Source organism: Bacillus sp. PK6-013 (genome assembly GCF_054161445.1).
This window is the reverse complement of sequence record NZ_CP096417.1, coordinates 2,379,428-2,400,383: the sequence shown is the minus strand read 5'-3', so window position 1 is coordinate 2,400,383 and position 20,956 is coordinate 2,379,428. Positions and strand designations below refer to the sequence as shown.

20 protein-coding genes, 1 other RNA gene and 1 pseudogene are annotated in these 20,956 nt (G+C 44.5%); 18 read left to right on the top strand and 4 right to left on the bottom strand.

What is annotated here, in order from left to right; genetic code table 11:
* Positions 1 to 9: 9 nt before the first annotated feature.
* Both nrdF and M1E03_RS12070 read left to right on the top strand, forming a co-directional pair.
* Positions 10 to 987: a class 1b ribonucleoside-diphosphate reductase subunit beta gene (nrdF, locus tag M1E03_RS12075; RefSeq protein ID WP_020451505.1), complete on the top strand. Its 978-nt coding sequence runs from the start codon at positions 10 to 12 to the stop codon at positions 985 to 987.
* Between the two features lie 117 nt (positions 988 to 1,104).
* Positions 1,105 to 1,722 carry a hypothetical protein gene (locus M1E03_RS12070; RefSeq protein WP_020451506.1) on the top strand — a complete coding sequence of 206 codons (618 nt, stop codon included), beginning with the start codon at positions 1,105 to 1,107 and terminating at the stop codon, positions 1,720 to 1,722.
* Positions 1,723 to 1,740: 18 nt separating this feature from the next.
* On the opposite strand, the gene M1E03_RS12065 is transcribed toward M1E03_RS12070, so the two are convergent.
* Positions 1,741 to 2,541: an MBL fold metallo-hydrolase gene (locus M1E03_RS12065; RefSeq protein WP_079289119.1), complete on the bottom strand. Its 801-nt coding sequence runs from the start codon at positions 2,539 to 2,541 to the stop codon at positions 1,741 to 1,743.
* 199 nt (positions 2,542 to 2,740) lie between these two features.
* On the opposite strand from M1E03_RS12065, the gene sufU reads away from it, so the two are divergent.
* From sufU to M1E03_RS12045, 4 genes are all read left to right on the top strand, one after another.
* Positions 2,741 to 3,172: a Fe-S cluster assembly sulfur transfer protein SufU gene (gene sufU, locus M1E03_RS12060; protein ID WP_075213260.1), complete on the top strand. Its 432-nt coding sequence runs from the start codon at positions 2,741 to 2,743 to the stop codon at positions 3,170 to 3,172.
* Between the two features lie 94 nt (positions 3,173 to 3,266).
* Complete coding sequence (locus tag M1E03_RS12055) at positions 3,267 to 3,731, top strand: Fur family transcriptional regulator (protein WP_458110462.1); 465 nt, start codon at positions 3,267 to 3,269, stop codon at positions 3,729 to 3,731.
* Positions 3,732 to 3,775: 44 nt separating this feature from the next.
* A complete protein-coding gene (locus M1E03_RS12050; protein ID WP_198941257.1) occupies positions 3,776 to 4,441 on the top strand; it encodes a GntR family transcriptional regulator in 666 nt (221 codons plus the stop codon).
* 7 nt (positions 4,442 to 4,448) lie between these two features.
* Positions 4,449 to 5,423 (top strand): DMT family transporter, encoded by a 975-nt coding sequence (locus M1E03_RS12045; RefSeq protein ID WP_020451510.1) that lies wholly within the window; start codon positions 4,449 to 4,451, stop codon positions 5,421 to 5,423.
* A gap of 54 nt (positions 5,424 to 5,477) precedes the next feature.
* Here M1E03_RS12045 and M1E03_RS12040 read toward each other — a convergent pair whose 3' ends face one another.
* On the bottom strand, positions 5,478 to 6,239 hold the full coding sequence (locus tag M1E03_RS12040) for an N-acetylmuramoyl-L-alanine amidase (RefSeq protein ID WP_025811494.1): 762 nt from the start codon (positions 6,237 to 6,239) through the stop codon (positions 5,478 to 5,480).
* Positions 6,240 to 6,398: 159 nt separating this feature from the next.
* On the opposite strand from M1E03_RS12040, the gene ssrS reads away from it, so the two are divergent.
* A non-coding RNA gene (gene ssrS / locus M1E03_RS12035) (6S RNA) lies at positions 6,399 to 6,582 on the top strand.
* 147 nt (positions 6,583 to 6,729) lie between these two features.
* Here ssrS and M1E03_RS12030 read toward each other — a convergent pair.
* Positions 6,730 to 7,215, bottom strand: a complete 486-nt coding sequence (locus tag M1E03_RS12030; protein ID WP_020451514.1) for a DMT family transporter — start codon at positions 7,213 to 7,215, stop codon at positions 6,730 to 6,732.
* 21 nt (positions 7,216 to 7,236) lie between these two features.
* Positions 7,237 to 7,686 (bottom strand): DMT family transporter, encoded by a 450-nt coding sequence (locus M1E03_RS12025; RefSeq protein ID WP_023857645.1) that lies wholly within the window; start codon positions 7,684 to 7,686, stop codon positions 7,237 to 7,239.
* Positions 7,687 to 8,127: 441 nt separating this feature from the next.
* On the opposite strand from M1E03_RS12025, the pseudogene M1E03_RS12020 reads away from it, so the two are divergent.
* From M1E03_RS12020 to M1E03_RS11970, 11 genes and pseudogenes are all read left to right on the top strand, one after another.
* Positions 8,128 to 8,250 (top strand): annotated as a pseudogene (locus M1E03_RS12020) (hypothetical protein); the annotation flags it as partial.
* A gap of 299 nt (positions 8,251 to 8,549) precedes the next feature.
* Positions 8,550 to 9,173, top strand: a complete 624-nt coding sequence (locus tag M1E03_RS12015; RefSeq protein ID WP_020451517.1) for a TetR/AcrR family transcriptional regulator — start codon at positions 8,550 to 8,552, stop codon at positions 9,171 to 9,173.
* 2 nt (positions 9,174 to 9,175) lie between these two features.
* On the top strand, positions 9,176 to 9,562 hold the full coding sequence (locus M1E03_RS12010; RefSeq protein ID WP_020451518.1) for an OsmC family protein: 387 nt from the start codon (positions 9,176 to 9,178) through the stop codon (positions 9,560 to 9,562).
* A 32-nt stretch (positions 9,563 to 9,594) separates the two neighbouring features.
* Positions 9,595 to 10,944, top strand: a complete 1,350-nt coding sequence (locus tag M1E03_RS12005; RefSeq protein ID WP_075213262.1) for a cytosine permease — start codon at positions 9,595 to 9,597, stop codon at positions 10,942 to 10,944.
* Positions 10,945 to 10,968: 24 nt separating this feature from the next.
* Positions 10,969 to 13,074, top strand: coding sequence for a hydantoinase/oxoprolinase family protein (locus tag M1E03_RS12000; protein ID WP_256163818.1), 2,106 nt, complete (start codon positions 10,969 to 10,971; stop codon positions 13,072 to 13,074).
* Complete coding sequence (locus M1E03_RS11995; RefSeq protein WP_458110461.1) at positions 13,071 to 14,549, top strand: hydantoinase B/oxoprolinase family protein; 1,479 nt, start codon at positions 13,071 to 13,073, stop codon at positions 14,547 to 14,549. Before M1E03_RS12000 ends, M1E03_RS11995 begins: the two co-directional genes overlap by 4 nt.
* The gene (locus tag M1E03_RS11990) at positions 14,546 to 16,285 is read left to right on the top strand and encodes a hydantoinase B/oxoprolinase family protein (protein WP_023857639.1); all 1,740 of its coding nucleotides are present in this window, start codon (positions 14,546 to 14,548) and stop codon (positions 16,283 to 16,285) included. The genes M1E03_RS11995 and M1E03_RS11990 overlap by 4 nt, the downstream gene beginning before the upstream one ends.
* 171 nt (positions 16,286 to 16,456) lie before the next feature.
* Complete coding sequence (locus tag M1E03_RS11985) at positions 16,457 to 16,891, top strand: DUF2243 domain-containing protein (RefSeq protein ID WP_020451523.1); 435 nt, start codon at positions 16,457 to 16,459, stop codon at positions 16,889 to 16,891.
* Positions 16,892 to 17,675: 784 nt separating this feature from the next.
* Positions 17,676 to 18,230: an SMI1/KNR4 family protein gene (locus M1E03_RS11980; protein WP_025811506.1), complete on the top strand. Its 555-nt coding sequence runs from the start codon at positions 17,676 to 17,678 to the stop codon at positions 18,228 to 18,230.
* Positions 18,231 to 18,388: 158 nt separating this feature from the next.
* A complete protein-coding gene (locus tag M1E03_RS11975) occupies positions 18,389 to 20,299 on the top strand; it encodes a T7SS effector LXG polymorphic toxin (RefSeq protein WP_212791707.1) in 1,911 nt (636 codons plus the stop codon).
* Complete coding sequence (locus M1E03_RS11970; protein WP_026579690.1) at positions 20,296 to 20,745, top strand: SMI1/KNR4 family protein; 450 nt, start codon at positions 20,296 to 20,298, stop codon at positions 20,743 to 20,745. Before M1E03_RS11975 ends, M1E03_RS11970 begins: the two co-directional genes overlap by 4 nt.
* The last annotated feature ends 211 nt before the right edge of the window (positions 20,746 to 20,956 follow it).

Here is a 20,956-nt window from a genome sequence, read left to right as displayed (position 1 = left end):
TATGCGAAAGTGACGAAAATTTATGATGCAGCAAACTGGTCAAAGCATGAAGATGATTTTACCCAAATGTTTTACAACCAAAATGTGAAGCAATTTTGGCTTCCGGAAGAGATTGCGCTTAATGGAGATCTTCTGACATGGAAGTACTTGGGTAAAAATGAACAGGACACATACATGAAGGTGCTCGCGGGGCTGACGCTTCTCGATACAGAGCAGGGGAACACGGGAATGCCCCTTGTCGCTGAGCATGTGGAAGGGCATCAGCGCAAAGCGGTGCTGAACTTCATGGCGATGATGGAAAACGCGGTCCACGCCAAGTCCTATTCAAACATTTTCATGACGCTTGCCCCGACAGAGACGATCAACGAAGTCTTTGAATGGGTTAAACAAAACAAATATTTGCAGAAAAAAGCTCAGGTCATTGTCGGACTCTATGAGAAAATCCGCCAGGGCGATAAAATTTCGCTGTTTAAAGCGATGGTCGCATCCGTTTATTTAGAAAGCTTCCTGTTTTACAGCGGCTTCTACTACCCGCTTTATTTTTACGGACAGGGCAAGCTGATGCAAAGCGGCGAAATCATCAACCTGATCTTGCGGGACGAAGCGATTCACGGCGTCTATGTCGGCCTGCTCGCTCAGGAAATTTACAATCAGCAGACACCTGAGAAAAAAGAAGAGCTGTACGCGTTTGCCATTGATCTATTAAAAGAGCTTTATGAAAATGAGCTTGAATATACAGAAGATCTGTACGACCAGGTCGGCCTTTCACACGACGTGAAGAAGTTCATCCGCTATAATGCCAACAAAGCGCTGATGAACCTTGGCTTTGAAGCTTATTTTGAAGAAGAAGAGATCAATCCGATTGTGTTGAACGGGTTGAATACGAAAACGAAGTCACACGACTTCTTCTCAATGAAAGGAAACGGCTATAAAAAAGCAACAGTTGAACCGATAAGAGACGACGATTTTTACTTTGACGATAAGTAAGCCGGCCGGGCTAAAAGGGCGCATCCGCGCCCAAGCCCCGCCTTTCAGTTATAGATACACGGCAAAATGAGAGCAGAACGAATCTGCTCTTTTCACTTTGAGGAGGAAACGGATACAATGGGAAAAATGGATGAAATCATTCTCGTGGTCCCGCGGGAAAACGTATTTGCAAATGAAACGCTGACCTTCCAAGGCGTCAACAGCGACGGTGAGAAGGTCGGGAAGATCATGGCGCATATTGAACAGCACTTTAGTGAAATGAGAAGGGGAGACGCCGAAGAAGATCCTGCGTTTAAACAGCCGATCCCTTATGTTGTCATCAAAAGAGAAGACGAAATATTTGTATACGAGCGGCTCGAAGGCGGAGGGGAAGCGCGGCTTCACAACAAGCTGTCACTCGGCTTCGGCGGCCACATGAACTTTGCCGAAGGGCTTGATTTTTCCGGTATTCTGAAGTTAAACACAGACCGTGAACTTGATGAGGAGCTTCTGATTGAGGAATCAGATAAAGAAAAAATGGTGACGCTCGGACTGATTAATGATGATGAAAACAGCGTCGGAAAAGTACATATCGGAATCCTTTCAGCGCTTGAATTAAAACCGGGCGCACACGTTGAAGTTAAAGAAAAGGAGCAGATTGCCGGCCGGTGGATGAAAGCCAGTGATCTGAAAGATAAAAGCGTCTATGACAGACTTGAATCTTGGTCACAGTTTGTCGTTGATATCTTGGTTTAAATTGGAAAACTCGCTGATTCAGCGAGTTTTCTTTTCGTATTGGACCGGTTTCCATTGAAAAAGTGAGCCCTGCTTTTCAATTAACCCGAAACCAGGGTAGGGGAAATGACACCCGTGGAGCAGGACCTGTCCGTTATAAGCCTGCCGGGCCAGCAGTCTTCTTGTCTTTTCTCCCTCTTTAGGGTCATGCTCAAGCGAAACCCGCAGCTTTGGATTGGAAATGCTTTCGGGAATGTGAAATACGTCATTGATGATCTGACAGACCCCGTCTTTTGTCTGTAATTCAATAGTCAAGTGTCCAGGTGTATGTCCAGGCGTATGGATCAGCTTCAGTCCGGGAAGCAGTTCGGTATCTTCTGTCAGCAGCTTCAGAAGCGGCCGGACAGCGGAGAGAATGCGAAACTGTTCAGAGGCAGGCGTTTGTTTTGCGTACAGCCATTCTGCTTCACTGATCAGATGAACAGCGTTTGGAAAAGCGGGTATCCCGTTATTCAGAAGACCTCCCGTATGATCTAAATGACTGTGTGACAAAATGACAAAGTCTATGGAATCAGGCTTAATTCCCGCCTGTGTCAGGTGATGAATCAAGTGCCCGCTTTCTTGTCCGCCTGTTTCGCCAAATCCCGTATCAATCAGTATCCGTTTTCTGTTTGTTTCCAGACAGATAAAGTTCAGCGCTACTTCAAATTCTTCAGGATAATGTTCTGCTTCATGGGGGTCTCCTCCCGCCAAAAAGAAATCCCTTGAAACTCGAAATGCTCCATCAGATAAAATTGTCATGTGAAAAGAATCGAGTTGAATGCGGTCTGGCTCCTTCATAATAAACCCTTCCCCCTTTGCGTTTGGATCTGTCTCTTTATTAGAAGAGGCAGTTTCATTGTGTCTTTTCATTTGCGGTGAGCTTCTTGATCGGTTATTATTAAATCGTAATTATTACGATTTAATAACGGAAGTATAACTAAATCCGTTTGTTCTTTCAACCAAAATAAACTGTTTAAAAGGGAAGGAGCATCATTTCATGCCGAAACTGGAAGAGCTGTATCGGTCCGTCATTATGGATCATGCAAGATACAGGCGAAATTTTCGAAAAATCGATAAACACGGCGTGTATTACGTCCATTACAAAAATCCAACATGCGGTGATGTGATGACTTTGTTTATCGACATTAAAAATGAAAAGATCGAAGACGCAGCTTTTATCGGAGATGGGTGCAGCATCAGCATGGCTTCCTCATCAATCATGACTGAACTGATAAAAGGAAAGACGTTAAAAGAAGCCGGGTTAATGCGTGAAGCGATGGAAAATATGATCAGAAAAGGAGAAGAGCCGGAAGAGGATCTGCTGGGAGATGCCGTTTCCCTGATTGGCGTCCATCCGTTGCGGGCCCGTCATAACTGTGCCCTGATGCCTTGGCAGGCGCTCGATCGGATCAAGGAGAACGTTTATTAAATGAACATCACATCTAAAGCACTCCGGTTCTAAGGCCGCCGGGCAAAGAATATCGGAAGATTCAAGGGAAAAAAGGGGCAGTGACGAAAGAGGTATGGAAAACGAAACGAATGTAAAGCAGGAAGCAATGGCGCAGCTTAAACGGAAAGGCATTCGAATGACGCCGCAGCGGCTGGCTATCTACCATTATTTTTTAGCCAACAGGAACCACCCCACAATAGCTGAAATTCAACAATCATTGAGGGAGATATATCCTGCCGTCAGTACAGCGACGATATACAACACCATCCGCTATTTTAAACAAGAGGGCCTTATAAAAGAAATGGGGTTTACCGATCCGCTTCGTTTTGATTTGGCTCTAGAGGAACATGATCATGTCATATGCGACGTATGCGGGAAGATCGTCGATTTTCATTGTCCGCAACTGGAGAAAGTAAAAGACATTGCGGCACGGCTGACCGGATTTAAAGTGACACATCACCGATTGGAACTGTACGGCATCTGCAACGATTGCCAGGCGAAAAGAAAATACGCCGCTAAAGAGAAAGGGATTAGATAAAAAATTTGGTTGTGCATAAAACCAAAATCCGATATATTGGTTTTATGATGAAAAATAACATTAAACGAATCAAACGAATTTCGCTTCGGGAAGAAGTGTATCAAACGCTGAAGCGCACCATCGTATATTTGGAACTAAAGCCGGGGGAGCGCTTGCATGATCAGGAGCTTGCAGAGCAGTTTGGCATTAGCCGCACACCTGTCAGGGAGGCGCTCAAACGCCTGGAAGATGAAGGACTTGTTGAAACCGTTCCGGGTTCAGCAACACGTGTAGCACCGTTAAATCGCGAGGAAGCTGAACATGCTTTTACAGTCACTGCAGCACTGCATGCGCTGGCTGTCAAGCTGTCGTTTCCTTTTTTAACGGATTCAGACCTTGATCAACTGGAGGCGCATAATCAAACGTTGCAGCAAGCGATTCAAAAAGAAGACATTATCGAAGCAATCGACTCGGATGCTGCTTTTCATGAGGTGTTTTTACAAGCATCAAAAAACCCGGAAATTACCCGGGCATTGGAGAGAATTTCTTCAAAAATTTACCGCCTTGAGATGTCGCAGTTTTCCTCGATCGGCAGCTTGAAATCTGTCGAACAGCATCAGAACATCATCGATGCCTGCAGACAGGGGGATCGGAATGCGGCCATCAAGCTTGCCGAGGAAAACTGGCTCAGTCTCGGAGACCGATTGGCCGGACATCAGGAAAAGGAGTGAGGGGATTGTGAGGCCGATTATACTGGGCGTTTTTGCAGCCTTCTTTTTTGCTTTTACATTCGTTTTAAACAGGGCGATGGAGCTTGAAGGTGGAAGCTGGATCTGGAGCGCATCGCTAAGATTTATCTTTATGGCGCCTCTTTTATTTGTCATTGTTTGGCTGAGGGGGAACGTAAAAGAACTTTTTCAGGAAATCAAAAAAGCACCGGGCATTTGGCTGAGATGGAGCATCGTCGGCTTCGGCCTCTTTTATGCGCCGCTCTGTTTTGCGGCGGCTTACGGGCCGGGCTGGCTGATTGCAGGAACATGGCAAATCACGATTATTTCCGGCTCCCTTTTGGCGCCGCTTTTTTACGAAACCATCCAAACAAAAACAGGTCCCGTACAGATGAGGGGCAAAATTCCCTATAAAGGGCTGGCGATGTCGTTGATCATTTTAATCGGGGTGGCGCTGATGCAGGCTGAGCATGCGGCACAGCTTTCTTTGCATGAGATGCTGCTGTGCGTCGTGCCGGTTATGTTGGCTTCATTTGCATATCCGCTTGGGAACAGAAAAATGATGGAAGCATGCGCCGGGCGCCTTGATGCTTATCAGCGGGTATTGGGGATGACGTTGGCAAGCCTTCCGTTTTGGCTGATCCTCTCACTGTACGGGCTGGCATCGGCGGGTGCGCCCAGCCGGGGACAAGTCATTCAGTCAGGTTTGGTGGCTGTCTTTTCCGGAATATGCGCAACTGTGCTGTTCTTTGCCGCAACCGATCTTGTAAAAGGGGATATGCGAAAATTAGGGGCTGTCGAGGCCACACAATCGTTTGAAGTGCTGTTTGCTGCCGCTGGTGAAATTTTGCTTCTTTCAAGTCCGCTTCCTGGTGCCATCTCATGGAGCGGCATGGCACTTGTGATTATCGGAATGGTGTTGAACAGCCATGCATCGAATCAAACGCAAAAGCCGGCGATTCAAAGTAAAGCTGCAAAAGCATAAAAAAAGCCTGCGATCTATACGAGACAGATCGCGGGCTTTTCTTGATGATTGTCCCTATTCCTGGTAAATGAAAGCGTCAAATCCGGCGTTTTTGGCTTGCTGAACGAGCGCTTCGGCATTTTCTTTTGAAGAAAAAGCGCCAATTTGCACTTTGTAAAGGCTGTCCCTGTAAATCACAAGGGCATCAAACCCTTTCGCTTCCGCTTGAGCGGCAAGCGAATCGGCATTGGCTTTGGTCCTGAAAGCGCCGATCTGCACTTTATAGAGAGCTGCTGCGTTTTTGGAAAGGTTAAATGCCCTTGCGAGTCCGTTGGCGTGGCCTCTGGCAATGGATTGAATAAACGCGGAAGACTTCAGTTTCTCGGCGTCGTTTGTATTGTCTACAAAGCCATTTTCCGTAAGGAGTGCGGGCATGGCTGTTTCTCTAAGAACATGAAAATTGGCCGTTTTCTTGCCGCGATCCCTGAAATCGACAACTTTTAAAATCTCTTCATGCATGATATCCCGATAGGTGGTGGTAGGTGCGCCGACGCCGGGATAAATGTAATCCTCGAAACCTGTCCCGCCCCCGGCATTCATGTGAATCGATAGAAAGTAGTCCGCTCCCCAGCTGTTCGCGGCGTTCGTGCGTTGCGTCAGACTGACGGTTTGGTCGCTTGTCCTGCTCAACAGGACTGAAACATTTTGATATTCATTCAGCAGCATGTTTCTTAAAGCCAAGGCGGTTTGCAATGTTAACTGTTTTTCTTGCAAACCATTAGCTGAAGCACCTGTATCAGACCCGCCATGGCCGGGATCGATAAAAATTTTTACCACAAGACATCACCTCAATAGACAGTCTATGAACAGATGGACATGAAGGGTTGTACGAACGCCACAATATTGCAGAATTTTGTAAATATTCAACTTATTATAGAGCGTCATATTCTCTTCAGGCAAGAGGTTGCATTTTTAATGTTTTTATCATATAATTCAATTACGCTGCATTGTACGTAATGATAATTAAGTTTTAACCTTTAAGCTGTAATAGGGAGTTTTATATCGGAACCGGAATGTCATGCCTTCCTCGAAAGGACGACAGGAACGTTTCTGCAGACACCCACTTTGAGGAGTGTGGTTTAAAACTTTCTTACTTGCATACGGCAATTGCAGCACTTCACTTAAGTCATTTGAATAAAATGGCTTTTTTTATTTGCTTAAAATCGGTTTACTGTAAATGTTTTATGTAAACTAACTTGCTGTAAATAAAGGGCGGACACCGCCCTTTTATTCATTTTAAAGGTAGAAGGTGCAAAAATGACTGGCATCAAAAATGCTGAATGATGATAATTCCCGTGATCATCAGGACAATTCCCAGCATGCGCTGCACATTTAAGCGGTGTTTGGGGGTTCCGAACCAGCCAAAATGATCGATGATGAGGGCGATGATCATTTGGCCGCTTAAAGCCAAAACAACAGTAAGTGACGCTCCGACAATCGGCAAAAGCAAAATATTGGATGTGATAAAGATGACGCCAAGTATTCCACCAGTCCAGAGCCACCAAGGGCTGCCCGTGATAAAGGTTTTTGCTGTATGTAAATTGTTTAAATGAAATAACCGCCGATGTTCAATGATCGACGTAAGAAAGAGAAGAATGACCATTCCAACCAAAAACGAAATAAGTGAAGCGATAAAAGGTGATTGGAGAGCATTTCTCAGCTCTGAATTAATAGATGTTTGAATCGGTGATGCCATTCCGGCAAAAAGCCCGAGCATCATGTAAAGAAAAACGTTCATAGTGTTGTTTTTCATCGGTGATGAACTCCCTTGCTATTAATATTTTTTGATAATGAAAACCCCGGAGATGATGAACAAAATGCCGATGATTCTAGGAAAGTTTAATTCATGAACGGGAATATGAAACCATCCGAAGTGATCGATGGCCAGAGCCATCACCATCTGCCCAAGCAAAGTGACGACAACTGTCAGTGCTGATCCAAGACGCGGAAGCAACAAAATATTTGAAGTTAAATAAAAAACGCCTAAACATCCGCCTCCAATGAGGATCCACAAGGGGATGGAAGGGAGAAGTCCGATGATAGACAAAAAATGGCGCTCTGTCACTAAGGCGACAATGACCAGGATAAGCGTACCGGCAAAAAAAGATATGGCCGCCGCCCCGTAAGGAGACCCGATCTTCATGCCTAGCCGTGAATTAATTGAGGTTTGAACAGGAATGGCCATTCCGGCCAAAATCCCGGCTATAAGTATTAAAATGATCATATTTTTAAAAACTCCTTTTTGCGGTAATTGGACGATTATTTCAAAGCTGAAAGTCTTGCTGTTTTTGAGGGACACTTTGTATTTTGGCGAAAAGGAGTTCATGATGCAAGTGCTGATTGATGAAAAGAATTCAAAATTTGCAGCTTTGTATCTATATCATGTTTTTCTTTTTTGAAAATCATGTTTCAAGAAGATTTTGAGATTCAATAAGGTGATGTAGCGATAAAAAAACCAAAGAGGACTCCGGCTGAGTTCTCTTTGGTTTTTGTAAGTCCGGTTCCTCGTGTTCAAAGCCGTAAAATCTCTCCATAAAAAGTAAGTTGGAATCCCGGCAAAATTCAGCTCATCCAAATCGTACAAGCAAATTTTCAGGAAAGAAGAATTGTTAAACTGAAAAAAGTCCTATAAACTACAAGTAATATTTTGTTAGGGGGTGGGAATGTGTTCAACGAAAGAGAGGCGCTCCGATTAAGACTGGAACAACTGAACAATGCCGAGATACAAGCCATACGCGAACTCCAAAATGAGCGGAAAGACATTTATTCGAGGCTGCGGGAATTAGATCATCAAAAAGTTTCATCATCACATCATAAAAAAACGTTATTAGAATTAGTCGATGAAACTGTAAATCTCTTGAAAAAATAAACCGAAAGCCGTTTGATCCAGTGGCCGTGAGGGGGGATGAAAGAATGAAATAGAGGTTTTGCTTTGTTCATATTTTGTAATTGCGCGAAAAATGGAAAGGTTAGCAACTTGACTAGGAAAAGAACATTGTATAAGATTATTCTTACAAATCCAATAGGAATAACGGCCCTAAAACTGACTGACTTGTCAATCGAGATTCCGGGTAAGGAGGAAAACACTTGGGAAATACGGATACAAGAGAGGAATTGCTACATATCGCGCTTGAGATTTTTGCTACGAAAGGATATCACGCGACAAAAATTTCAGACATCGTAAAACAGGCTGGCGTTGCACAGGGAACTTTTTACTGGCACTTCAAAAGCAAAGAAGAAATCGTCAAGGAAATCATAGACAAGGGGAAAAAAAACCTTCTTGCAGCCATTCATCAAGGCTACAGGCAGACGTTTGCTCTTACAGATGATATGATCCAATCCACGACAGCCCTTATGAAAAGAATTTTTACGTTTGCACAGGAGAACCGAAACTTAATGACGTTTTTATTAGTCAAGGGACAAGGCGCCGATCCGGAAATCAGGGAGGCAATCGAAGAGGCGCTGATCAGTGTTGAACAAGCATTTAAAAAGAACATCCAAAGGGCTACAGAGCTTGGCATGCTAAATTCCTCCCATAATACTGATCTGCAGGCCACCATGTTAACAAGTCTTGTGTTGGGCACACTATCAAAATGGCTGTTTGGACCAAAGCATGATCTGAATTATGTCCCTAAGTTTTCAGTTGATGAAATGACTGAAGAATTGGTTCATTTTGAATTTTTCGGGCTGATTGGCCAAAGGAGGAATTAAATTTGTCTATTATCCAAAAAACAAATGGAGAGTTTGGGATTTTTCATGAAGCCGGTATGCAGGCCAAGGGGTCTTTCACTCCGAATTCAGACGGCCTTTCGCCGATTGAGCTGTTGGAAGCTTCATTAGGGATGTGTATCACCATTTCTTTGCAAAGGATGTTTGAAAGGGACGGCATAGAAGTGCAGGAGGATGAATTTTCAGTTTCTGTTTCCGCTGCTAAAGCGCCCGATGGCCCGTCCCGTGTTGAAAAATGTACGGTTAGCGTCAAATTGCCCGAGCATCTTCCGACCGACTATAAAAAGAAATTAATCACCTCTGCTGAAAGGGCATGTACAATCGGCAATACGTTAAAACGAGGGGTAACGATTGATACGAATATGGTGTAACAACCTACATGATGAAACGAAGGAGCATGAAAATGGAAAACAACAGTAAAAAACCTTCCTATACAAATGCTGATGATTTTGCTGTTACATCAGTGCCTGAAAATAAGAGAAAATCGATTTTTAACATTACGATTACAAGCTGTGCCTGGATTATCTCATTGTCGACGATTGTGACTGGAGGAGCGCTGATCCAGGGATTGAATTTTGCGCACGCCGTTTTGGCTGCCGTCTTAGGTATGCTGATTCTTGCGGTCTATGGCTTTTTTCAAGGTGTAATGGGTGCAAAATACGGAATATCGACAACCGTTCTTGCCCGTCAGGCTTTTGGACGCTACGGATCGGGCCTTTTTGGAATCGTCTTGGCGCTGACACTGGGAATCGGCTGGTTTGGCTGGCAGGTTGCTTTTTTCGGCACGACCATTTCTGAAATGTTTCCGGGTGTTTGGCTTGCAAAGCCTGAAGTCGCCATCGTTTGGGGCGGCATTTTAATGATCCTTACCGCTTTTATAGGATATCGCGGACTTGCCGCTTTAAGCTTTATCGCTGTACCTTTAGTCGTCATCTTTTCTATATGGGGCATTGTGAGTGCTGTCAATTATTCTGGAAGCTGGCATAACTTGCTGACGTTTCATCCGACAGGGGACCCTATGACGATATTTGCCGGAATTACAATCGTAGTTGGAAATGCTGCATTGGGTGCGGTTGTTTTTCCTGATGTGACGAGGTATGCAAAAGGAGCGGTTTCAGGAGGAATAGGTGCGTCTGTCGGTTATTTCCTTGGAGGTGTTTTCTGTCTTGTTGCAGGAGCGGCAATGGCCATTGCTGCGAATGTTCCGGATATCGGGTCAACACCGAATATTCCTGCCGCGATGAGCAAGCTCGGACTTGGATTTTTGGCATTTTTCATCATCGTTTTTGCACAGTGGACGACGAATGATAACAATTTGTATACCGGATCTCTGGGGCTTCGCAATGTTGTGAACATTCCTAAGAAAGCACTTGTGGCGATCATGGGCGTGATCGGCATCATGATTGCATTATTAGGTGTCCAGAATATGTTTGTGCCATTCTTAACATTTTTAGGTTTGTATGTTCCGCCGATCGCAGGCGTGATGATCGCAGATCATTGGATCACAGCACCTGTCATCAAGAAAAAACAATATCGATTCGGGGCTGGAACAACTTATTCGAAGCTGAATGTTGCGGCGATTCTTTCGGTGATCATCGGAGGTTTTACCGCTTCAAAGGTAACGTTCGGCATCGGACCGATTAACTCTACTGTACTTGCATTTTTGATTTATATCGTTTTTACATTTATTTTCACAAAATTAAATCTCCGTTACGAAATCGGAGAAGCGACAGAGGAATCGTCTGGTTTTTAAGCGGATAAGGAGGAAAGGTTTTCAATGATGAATGAAAAAAACCAATGGGTATTTGGAATTGATGTCGGCGGGACGTTTACAGATTTAGTGGCTGTCAACAAGGGAGGGAAAATGGTTTCGACGAAGACGCCTTCAACCCCTGATCAGTCTGATGGTGTCATGAACGGAATTAAAAAAATGGCTGAAATCATCGGAATAGACGTAAAGGACCTGTTAGCCAATAGTCCATTAGTGGTCCATGGAACAACAGTTGCCACTAACGCTTTGCTGGAATATAACGGAGCAAAGGTGGGGCTTCTCACAACGGAAGGCTTTCGGGACGAAATCGAATTCCGCCGCGCGTACAAAGAAAGCGTGTTTTCTCCGCGCTTGGAAGCACCTTATCAAATTGTCCCAAGAAGATATCGTGTGGGGATTCCTGAACGACTGGATCATACAGGAAATGTCGTAACTGAGCTTGATGAAGAAGCCGTCCGCCGGGCAGTCCGAGGGTTTATCCAAGAGGGGATCGAGGCGATTGCTGTATGCTTTCTGTTCAGCTTCATGAATCCTTCGCACGAAATCCGCGTTAAAGAGATTATTCAAGAGGAAGCTCCCGGCATGTTTGTATCGTTATCGTATGAAGTGCTGCCGCAGATTCGGGAATTTGAACGGGTGAGCACGACCATTGTCAACGCGTTTACCGGCCCTTCCATGCAAAGCTACTTGGACCATCTTGACGAACGGCTTCGCGAAGACGGATTTGCCGGAGAACTGTTTGTCATGCAATCTAACGGCGGGGTCCAAAATGTCATTCAAAGCGGAAAATTTGCCGCAGGAGGCCTTCTCTCAGGTCCAGCCGGAGGAGTGACGGCTGCTTCCTTTATCGGAGAAAAATCGGGCTACGAGAACGTCATTACCGTAGACATGGGCGGAACAAGCTACGATGTCTCGGTTATCGAAAAGTTAAATCCGGCGATCACGACTGAGAACTGGATCAGCAGATACCGGGTTGCCCTGCCGATGATGGATATTCACACGATCGGCTCCGGCGGCGGAAGCATCGCCTGGATTGACAGCGGCGGAGCTTTACAAGTCGGCCCGCGAAGCGCAGGCTCCAATCCGGGGCCGGCCTGCTACGGAAGAGGCGGAGAAGAACCGACAGTTACGGACGTGAATGTTTTCTTAGGCTATATTAACCCAGATAACTTTCTAGGCGGAGAAATGAAGCTTGACCGTTCACTGGCTGAAAAGGCGATCCGCACACGAATTGCCGAACCGCTCGGAATATCGACAGTGGAAGCCGCTCTTGCAATCTCACAAATCGTCAATAGCGATATGTCAAATGCAGTCCACTTTGTGACGACACAACGGGGTCATGATCCAAGGAATTTCGCCCTAATGGCTGTCGGCGGCGCCGGAGCCATCCATGCAGGCAAGCAGGCGGAAGACCTCGGCATTAAAACCGTTATTGTTCCGTCCCTTGCCCCGGTCTTCTGTGCGCTCGGCGATGTGGCAGCAAACCTTAAAGTAACGGAGCTCAGGACGCGCTTTGAAAGTCTGAAAAACGTTGACCTGCAAGCGATGAATGCGGATTTTGAAAAGATGGAGCAGACGGCCCGCGAAAAACTTGGAGGCCAGTCGGTCACCAATCAATATGAAACCCGCCGCTTTATCGATATGCGCTACGCCGGGGAAGTCCATGAAGTAACCGTACCGGTAAAATCGAGGACGCGGAGGATTACAGAATTGAATCTTGAAGCAACGGCGGCAGATTTCCATGACCTTCATGAAAGAATGTTTGCCCATAAAGATCCCGAGCACGACATTGAAATTTTAAATCTCCGCCTTGACCTGGTTGGCGTCAGAGAGCCGTTAAAGCTTAAAGAGGAGCCGTTTGAGCAGGAGGACCCTTTAAAAGCGAAAACAGGTGAACGCGATATGTATTTTGACATCGAACCGACGAGGACGCCTATTTTCAACGGATCAATGCTTGAGCCGGGCAACTTGATTGTCGGTCCGGCCATCATTGAGCAATGGGGTACGACCATTGTTGTTTATCCGGGACATGAGGCTCTAATCGATTCTTACCGCAACTGTGTCATTGAAGTAAAGCACTCTCAGCAGACGACTAGAGGTGGAAATGCATGATCCAAGCTCAAATTCTTTATAGCAAGCTGCAATCGATCGGCAGAGAAGTCGGGGATAATTTGCAGCGAATCTCCCGTTCCCCTTTGCTTTCGCAAGACCGGGCATTTGCTACAGCGATTTTTACGAATGAGCTGAAAATCGCGGTTCAACATCAATATGAGCCTGAACATTTGTTCGCATTAAAAGAAAGCGTGGAAAATCTGTTCGACTATTTTTCATTTGATATCGCAGATGGAGATGTGTTGCTCGTCGCAGATCCATACAGCGGCGGAACGAAAGGACAGTCGCTCACCATGGCGGCGCCGTTATTTCTTGAAGGGGAGCTCGTACTCTTCCCCGCTGTCCGCGCTCAGATGATCGATTTGGCCGGCGAGTATCCGGGCGGATTCCATCCCGATGCATTTGAAGTATGGCAGGAAAATATCAGAATTACACCTGTTAAGCTTTATAAGCAAGGCGTTCTGCAGACCGATATTCTTCGTTTCTTATTATCAAACAGCCGGGTGCCCGCTTCTTTTAAAGCGGATTTGGAAGCCATGTATACATGTTTGCATGGCGCCAAACAGCAATTGAAAACGTTTCTTGGCAGCTACGGCCAGAAAACAGTGACCGAATCGATCGACAGCATGTTTGAATACAGCCGCAAAAGGGTTGAGCACCATGTCTCTTATCTGCCTGAAACAGAAATGAGCGCTGTCCAGGAGTTTGAAGTTTCCGAAGGAAGCAAGAGTACAATTCATGTGCAAATTTCAAAGAAGGACGATGCGGTTGAAATCGATTTGAGCAGATCATCGGCGCAATCCGTAAAGCCGGTTAATTCGCCTGCCGCTTTAACGAAGGCGTTTGCCGTTTGGCCGTTCCTGGCGAGAATTGCCGATGAAATACCGATCAATGAAGGAACGCTTCAACCTTTTCAAACGAAGACGAGGCTGGGTACGATTTTGGATCCGGAATTTCCTGCAGCGACAGCATTAGCTCCAAGCATTACCGGCCATTTCATCGCTGAAGCGGTATATAAAGCCATTCAAAACGGACAAAGCACGAATGAAGAATTTCCGCCGATTTACGGGACAGGTCCGCAGGCCGTTTTTTATCCGGAGCTTGGCGCTGAAGCTGAAACGAAATCAATCGTTTTGGCGCCCGGGTATCCATCAGCTTCAAAAGGCTTCGGGCCGCCTGCTTTATTTGGTCAACGGATGCTTGTCTCTGCAGAGGAATTGGAGCTTTACCACGGTTTTAAAATGGTTTCCCGGGAGTGGACGGACAATGGGGAGGAAATGAAAGTGTCTCTGTTTAACCAGGAGGACGATATTTATTTCAACCTTCTTCTGCCTTTTAGTGAAAGGGGAGAATACGGGTCTCTGTCAAGAACGGGAGATCGTGACGAAATCTTTTATGAAAGCACGGTAAACCAACATGTGAAAAAAGGCGAGCTCCTCGTCTTTACGTACTCTCAAAAGGAGGAGCAGCTATGATTAATCAGGACTTTATTCTATCACAGGTGGTCGGCGGTTCCCTTGATGCGGTTGCCAGGGAAATGAGCGCCACTGTTACGAGAACGGCCCGTTCACCATTGTTTAACGAAGCACACGATTTTACGACGGGCGTCTTTGACCTTTCCGGCAAAAAATCGCGCCTTGTCGCGCAAGCCCCGGGCTGTACGCTGCACCTTTATGCGGTAGTAGGCGCAGTTGACCATTTATTGGACGCTTTTCGGTACGATCTTCATCCCGGAGATATTCTCCTGGTGAATGATCCGTATCATGGAGGCTCGCACAGCCTTGACTGGACAATCGTCATGCCGGTTTTTTATAATCGCAAGCCAATCCTGCTTCCTGCTGTCCGAAGCCATATGGCCGATAATGGAGGACCGGTTGCCGGAGGGTACAATCCGCGCTCAAAAGACATTTGGCATGACGGGCTGCGGATTCCGCCATTAAAAATTTATGAGCGGGGAGAAAAGCGCAGGGATGTATTCGATTTAATTGTTGCAAACAACCGGCTTTCCCATTGGCTTGAAGGCGACTTAAACGCGATGATCGGGGCATGCAAGGTTGCTGCCTCCCGAATCCAAACGATGCTGGATAAGTATGGCGCCGAGAAGGTGATTACGGCCATTGACAACCGGATTCAATATACAGAAAACAGGGTTCGCGATGAAATCACCAGCTGGCCGGACGGCACCTATGTCGGTGAAACATTTGCTGACCACGACTTTCAAGGCAACCGCGATATTAAGGTTCGCGCAACGGTGACCGTCAAAGGCAGCGATCTTCACATTGACTTTACCGGCTCCTCTCCGCAAGTAAAGGGCTTCATCAACAGCCCGCTTTCAAATACGACTTCATTTGCTTTTGTCGGTATTTCGACTTGCTGTGATGAGGATATTCCGATCAATGAAGGATATATGAATCCGGTAACAGTAACTGCGCCTGTAGGAACAGTTGTGAACCCGCAGCTGCCGGCACCGTGCGGACACGCAACTGCGTGCGTAGGAGCAGAAATAGCCGAGGCTGTTCTCCAGGCCATTTCCCAATGTGCGCCAAAACGCGTCGGAGTGAACGCCCATAAGCTTCCTCTCGCTTATTCCCACGGAAAATACGACGACGGGAAGCCGTGGGTGAACCTGAATTTTTACGGCTATACCGGCGGTGCGGGGGCTGCATACGAAACGGACGGATGGGGGCTTTATCCGCCTGTTATGACAGGAGTTATTCTGCCATCTATTGAAATGACTGAAGTTCAATACCCGAGCCGTGTATTAAAGCATGAATATACGAGCGATTTTACGGGAGCAGGCCGATGGAGAGGCACCCCCGGGTTGGATGTTCAGATCCAGCACTTAAAGGAAAGCCGCACAAGCGTCATGATGGCAGGGGTCCGAAATACAACAAAAGGCTTCTGCGGAGCTGGCGATGCACCAAGCAACAAGGTGATCGTCGGGTATGGAACAGACGAAGCCAAAGAGATCGAGGAAACGGCTTTTGAAGTCAAAATGCCTGCGGGCGGCATCATCCAATTTTACCGTGCAGGCGGCGGAGGCTGGGGAAATCCGCTGGAACGTGAACCCGAAAAGGTGCTGGACGACGTCTTCAACGAGTTTGTCAGCATTGAATCAGCATTGCAAGATTACGGTGTCGTGATTGACCCTGAGACACTTACCATTAATGAAATGGAAACAAATCGTGTGCGGGCTTCCCGCCTTTCATAAATAAAAAAGCTGATCTGAAAGGAATGAAGACACCTTTTCGGATCAGCTTTTTAAATACTCATATGGTAAAAAGAGGATAATCGCTTTCGGGAGAGAATGTAAACATAACCGGTTTGATCTTTTAAGCCGGCGGGTACATAAAAGATTAGCAAGTAAAGGAGGACAAATCATATGAAAAACAAAAAAGCGTTTTGGGGACCTTTTCTGTTCGGTGTGGGTATCATCGCCATGATCGATGGCATTGTTTTTCACCAATTGCTTCAATGGCACAGCGTGTACATGGACACAGACCGCTCTCACCAAATTATGAGCGACGGACTGTTCCATCTGTTTTCGCTCGTCATTCTTTTTATCGGCGGGATCCTGTTGTGGAACAGAGGTGACTTGAGCAGCAGCCGGCCGCAACACATCTTTTGGGGAGCCTCTTTGTTAGGAGCGGGCTGGTTTAATTTCCTCGAGGGCATCATCAATCATCATCTTCTTCAGATTCACCACGTCAACCCGCTAAGCCCGAACCGCCTCTTATTCGACCTAGCCTATGACGCATCAGGCCTTTTGATCATTCTGGCCGGATGGCTGATCTACAGAAAAGGCAAACAGAAATGAAAAATTGGTTTGACTCGCACAATTATTTCTCGGGAAAGCGCAGGTTTCAACAAGACCTGCCCTGTTTTTGTCAAAATTTGAAGAAATAAAAAACTCCATTTTAAAAGTTGATATGATCAGTGACCGCCGCTTGAAGAATTCGGTTTATGTAACAAGTTTTTAAAGCTCGGCAAAGTGCAACTGTTCACTTCAAGCAAAAAGGGGATTCACATATTCAATGGAAAAAGGTGTTTATATCGTTTGACTGCCATCTTTTAATAGGAGGTTTACATATAAAATGTTAAGTGTGCTGCTGCCTAATTTGCTTATCCTTTCTGTATCATTTTATTTTTATGTTACATGATCGTATTGGTAAAGGAAAACAAGATAAATCGCAAACAAAACGAGGAAACTCAACAGTTGCTTAGGGAGATATTAAAGGAAGTGAAAAGCAAAGATTTAGAGCGGAAATAAAAGATATTATATTTCTAGAGTGATTTAGTTGTGCCTCAGAGGAAACATTTGAGGATAAGACTGTACCTTTTGTTCAAGTGAAAGTCGGGTTTAGATTTGCAAGGAGGCTGTTTCATGCAGCTATTGGTTTGCTGCTGTGTACCCTAAACTTTTAAATAAAATAACCTTAATTATTCCGAATTCACATAATACGGTAATTGGAAATCCTTAAAAGACAAACTTGTGATGATTACGACATCCTGAACAATTTGCTTCCTCTTCAAATAGATGCTCATAAGAAAGATTCATGTTGTTGGAGAAATAAATAATCTGTAAATGCGAGGGGATACACTTGACAAGTTTTGTTCAGAATACCGTGCATGGTTTAAAGAGCTTATTAGATCAAAATGGAGTCATTAGGATTCTTGGCTCTGAAGGTGAAATTACAGATGCTCTTGTCACATTCTCTGGCAGCGGAGCCTCTCAAAGCGATATACGAGCTTTCGAAACACATCACCAATTATCTCTTCCTGATGATTATAAAAAATTTTTAACTCTACATAATGGAGCTAGAATTTTTGATAGTCTTTTAGATGGAGTGAATATTGGCGGAGGTCTGCATTTATTTAACATCAAGGAAATCGACACAGAACTAAAAGATGAAGAATTGTATGAGGATGTTAGCGGTATTCCAATTGGACATTTGCTGGAAGAGTGCGATCTAATGATTGACAGAGACAGGCTCAAGGAAGGAGATCCCAACTACCTTTATTTACTTGAGGATGGTCTTGAGTATAAGCCTCTCGATTTAAATTTTGAGATATTTTTAGACCGATATGTTATGTGTCATGGGCAGCCATTTTGGGAGTGGAGATATTACACAGCGGAGAATTATTATAGAATATGACGACCCGATTTCTGGTCGTCTTTTTTGAATTCGAACAGGTTATTCATCCTAATTCTAAGGATTCATTTTCATGGGTGATCAGGATTTATTCCCCAATTCCCTTCTATAAAGTGGTAAACTCTAAAATGATTGTAACTTTAGTATTAGAGGAGAGTGCCATGAAGACTTTGGACGTGCAGGCGTTGCACAAAGCCATTGATCAAACGCTGGAACAATTAAAACATCAATCAGACGAAATCGCCAAAGTCCAAAAAAGCGTTGAGGAAATCGCATCACTTGATGATGCTTTAAAAGGAAAAGGCGGCGACGCGATCCGCGCCTTTTACGAGGAATGCCACACTCCTTTTCTACAGTTCTATGATACTTTCATAGAGGAATACAGTTCCACGCTGAAGAAAATGAAAACCGCGTTGAATTCTCTGGAACCTAACCATAATGGGTTTATTTCGCAAAACTTTCTTGAGCACGAGCTAGAACAAGGATTGAATGCAGCCGATCGAACAACCAAACACCTGGTGTCTAAATCAAACGCCACGATCTCAAAAGTCAGCCATATTGTTGATTTGCCGGATTTAAACGACAGCGACTTTCATGAACAGAATCAGAAATCCTTAAAGGAAATCAATCAGACAATTGAAAAGCTGCATACGTTCGACAGGGAACAGACAAATGCTCTTAAAACCGCTGAAAACGACCTGGAAACAATGCAGAGATACATAACCAGGCTTGAAAAAATGTACACAGGGCCTAAAATTGAAATTACCGGCTATCAAAAAGGCTCGATTTTAAAACCAGATGAGATAGATGCTTTGCGTGGTGGCCAAGACACATCGATGGGCGTCATGATGGATAAGCTGGACAAGAGATCGAAGCTTGAAAAAGAAGTTAGCGAGGTTAGCAAACAGGATAATAAAATTGCTAAACTAAAGGAGAAGCTTGATGATTACAATTTTTCAACAGCTTCAGAGTTTTACGAGATGGCTGCGGAAATTGGGTACGAAAACCTTTCCCCTTGGCAACAGCGATATTTCAATCAAATTGAAGGCGCTCGTGATTTTGGCAACGCAATTAAAGGAAGTGCTGAAGGACTCAAAAATGCAGTCGTCGATACTGCGGTAGGCCTATGGGACATGGTCGTTCACGCAGACGAAACGATTGAGGGCATTAACTTTACACTTCATCATCCTGATGTCACATTCAATATTATAAAAAAAGGAATTGAAGACTCGTATCAACGAGATGTCGTCAATGGTGATTCTTACACCCAAGCCAGATGGTTTAGCTATGCCGTTGGAATGGTCGGGACATCGATTGTTGGCTCTAAAGGCGTTGACAAAGCAGCAAAAGCCGCCAAAGCGGGGAAGGTAGGGCAGGTCGCTGCCAAAGCAACTAAAGCTTCTAAAAAAGTATCGAAACAAGCTTTGGAAAAAAGCGTAGCGTCTTTCAAGAAATCGATGCAAAGGGTCGCTTCAAACATAAAAGGAATTCAAATACACAACCCTTTTGCGCCGCAAGTTCAGCTTGCAGGCGGGGGTAAAGTTCCTTATCATGCACTTAATGGGGAGCATATAAAAGACAGTCTTATTCAGTTTGCGAAGAAAGTCTCTGATATAAGCAGAAAACCGTTTACAGGTGGTAATATCTCAGTACCATGGTTAAATAAAGAAAAGTACAATGCAGTTGAAGTTAAAGGTAAAGTAAAACCAAAAGGAAATTTGAAAGATGTTGACAGAAGAATTTATCAACTTAAAAACATTGACTTCAACATGAAGCATCCAAATAAAAATATAACTAATTTAGAATTAATGAAAAGCGGAAAAGCGCCCATTGGGGAAGATGGCAAACCAATTAATTTACATCATTTAATACAAAAAGAGCCAGGGACGATGTTGGAGATACTTCATACCACTCATAAAAAATACCATAAAGTACTGCACCAGTTAGTGGAGAAGGGGGATAGCTTTAGAAATAATCCTGAACTGCAACAACAATACGATAGTTTCAGAAGAAAATACTGGATGTGGAGAGCTGAACAATATGAAAAGAGCTTGAAAGGTGGATCTCAATGAATACTAAAGAATTAATTATAGACTTTATAAACAAACATGCTACTCCCCATGATTTTACAGGAGGAATTAATGAGGAAAAAATCAAAAAAATTGAAAATGACTTACAAACCACTCTTCCTGAAAGTTATAAATGGTTTTTAAGAAACTATGGCTCAGGTGGCTCTTTTGGCGTCGAAATATTGGGTCATGGACTTGTATCCCCGGAAGTCGTAGAGTTCACCAAAGACTATAGGGAGCTCTACGACTTACCAAATCACATTGTAGTAGTCGTTGATGTAGATGCATTTGCTTATTGCTTAGATACACAAAAAATGGATAACGGAGAATGTCCTGTAGTTACATGGGTTTATCAAAGCGGATATGATCACCAAAAGGCTCCTAACTTCCTTGAGTTTTTATGGGAATATTTAAATCAAGCTAAAGAAGATTGGTACGAGGAAGAATAATATATTAAATCTCAAGCACTTAATCTTTGATTGGGTGCTTTTTTGTTTAAATCGAGAAAAATCCGAGATGGACATCATCTTCATATAAGAAGTGGTCTGAAATCTATGCAATTTTCCTAATGATGAAAATAACATTAGGTTCTTAGAACAGTATTTAAATTCAAATAGTCCTTCATAATAAGCTCCCTAAGGGAACTTATTATGAAGGAGA

What these genes read in the sequence shown, in the direction of transcription:
- M1E03_RS11995 (WP_458110461.1), top strand. Translation starts at nt 13,071, where the DNA reads ATGATCCAAGCTCAAATTCTTTATAGCAAGCTGCAATCGATCGGCAGA.
- M1E03_RS12055 (WP_458110462.1), top strand. Translation starts at nt 3,267, where the DNA reads ATGGAAAACGAAACGAATGTAAAGCAGGAAGCAATGGCGCAGCTTAAA.
- M1E03_RS12025 (WP_023857645.1), bottom strand. Translation starts at nt 7,686, where the DNA reads ATGATCATTTTAATACTTATAGCCGGGATTTTGGCCGGAATGGCCATT.
- M1E03_RS12030 (WP_020451514.1), bottom strand. Translation starts at nt 7,215, where the DNA reads ATGAAAAACAACACTATGAACGTTTTTCTTTACATGATGCTCGGGCTT.
- sufU (WP_075213260.1), top strand. Translation starts at nt 2,741, where the DNA reads ATGCCGAAACTGGAAGAGCTGTATCGGTCCGTCATTATGGATCATGCA.
- M1E03_RS12000 (WP_256163818.1), top strand. Translation starts at nt 10,969, where the DNA reads ATGATGAATGAAAAAAACCAATGGGTATTTGGAATTGATGTCGGCGGG.
- M1E03_RS11975 (WP_212791707.1), top strand. Translation starts at nt 18,389, where the DNA reads ATGAAGACTTTGGACGTGCAGGCGTTGCACAAAGCCATTGATCAAACG.
- M1E03_RS12050 (WP_198941257.1), top strand. Translation starts at nt 3,776, where the DNA reads ATGATGAAAAATAACATTAAACGAATCAAACGAATTTCGCTTCGGGAA.
- M1E03_RS12065 (WP_079289119.1), bottom strand. Translation starts at nt 2,541, where the DNA reads ATGAAGGAGCCAGACCGCATTCAACTCGATTCTTTTCACATGACAATT.
- M1E03_RS11990 (WP_023857639.1), top strand. Translation starts at nt 14,546, where the DNA reads ATGATTAATCAGGACTTTATTCTATCACAGGTGGTCGGCGGTTCCCTT.
- M1E03_RS11970 (WP_026579690.1), top strand. Translation starts at nt 20,296, where the DNA reads ATGAATACTAAAGAATTAATTATAGACTTTATAAACAAACATGCTACT.
- M1E03_RS12005 (WP_075213262.1), top strand. Translation starts at nt 9,595, where the DNA reads ATGGAAAACAACAGTAAAAAACCTTCCTATACAAATGCTGATGATTTT.
- M1E03_RS12070 (WP_020451506.1), top strand. Translation starts at nt 1,105, where the DNA reads ATGGGAAAAATGGATGAAATCATTCTCGTGGTCCCGCGGGAAAACGTA.
- M1E03_RS11985 (WP_020451523.1), top strand. Translation starts at nt 16,457, where the DNA reads ATGAAAAACAAAAAAGCGTTTTGGGGACCTTTTCTGTTCGGTGTGGGT.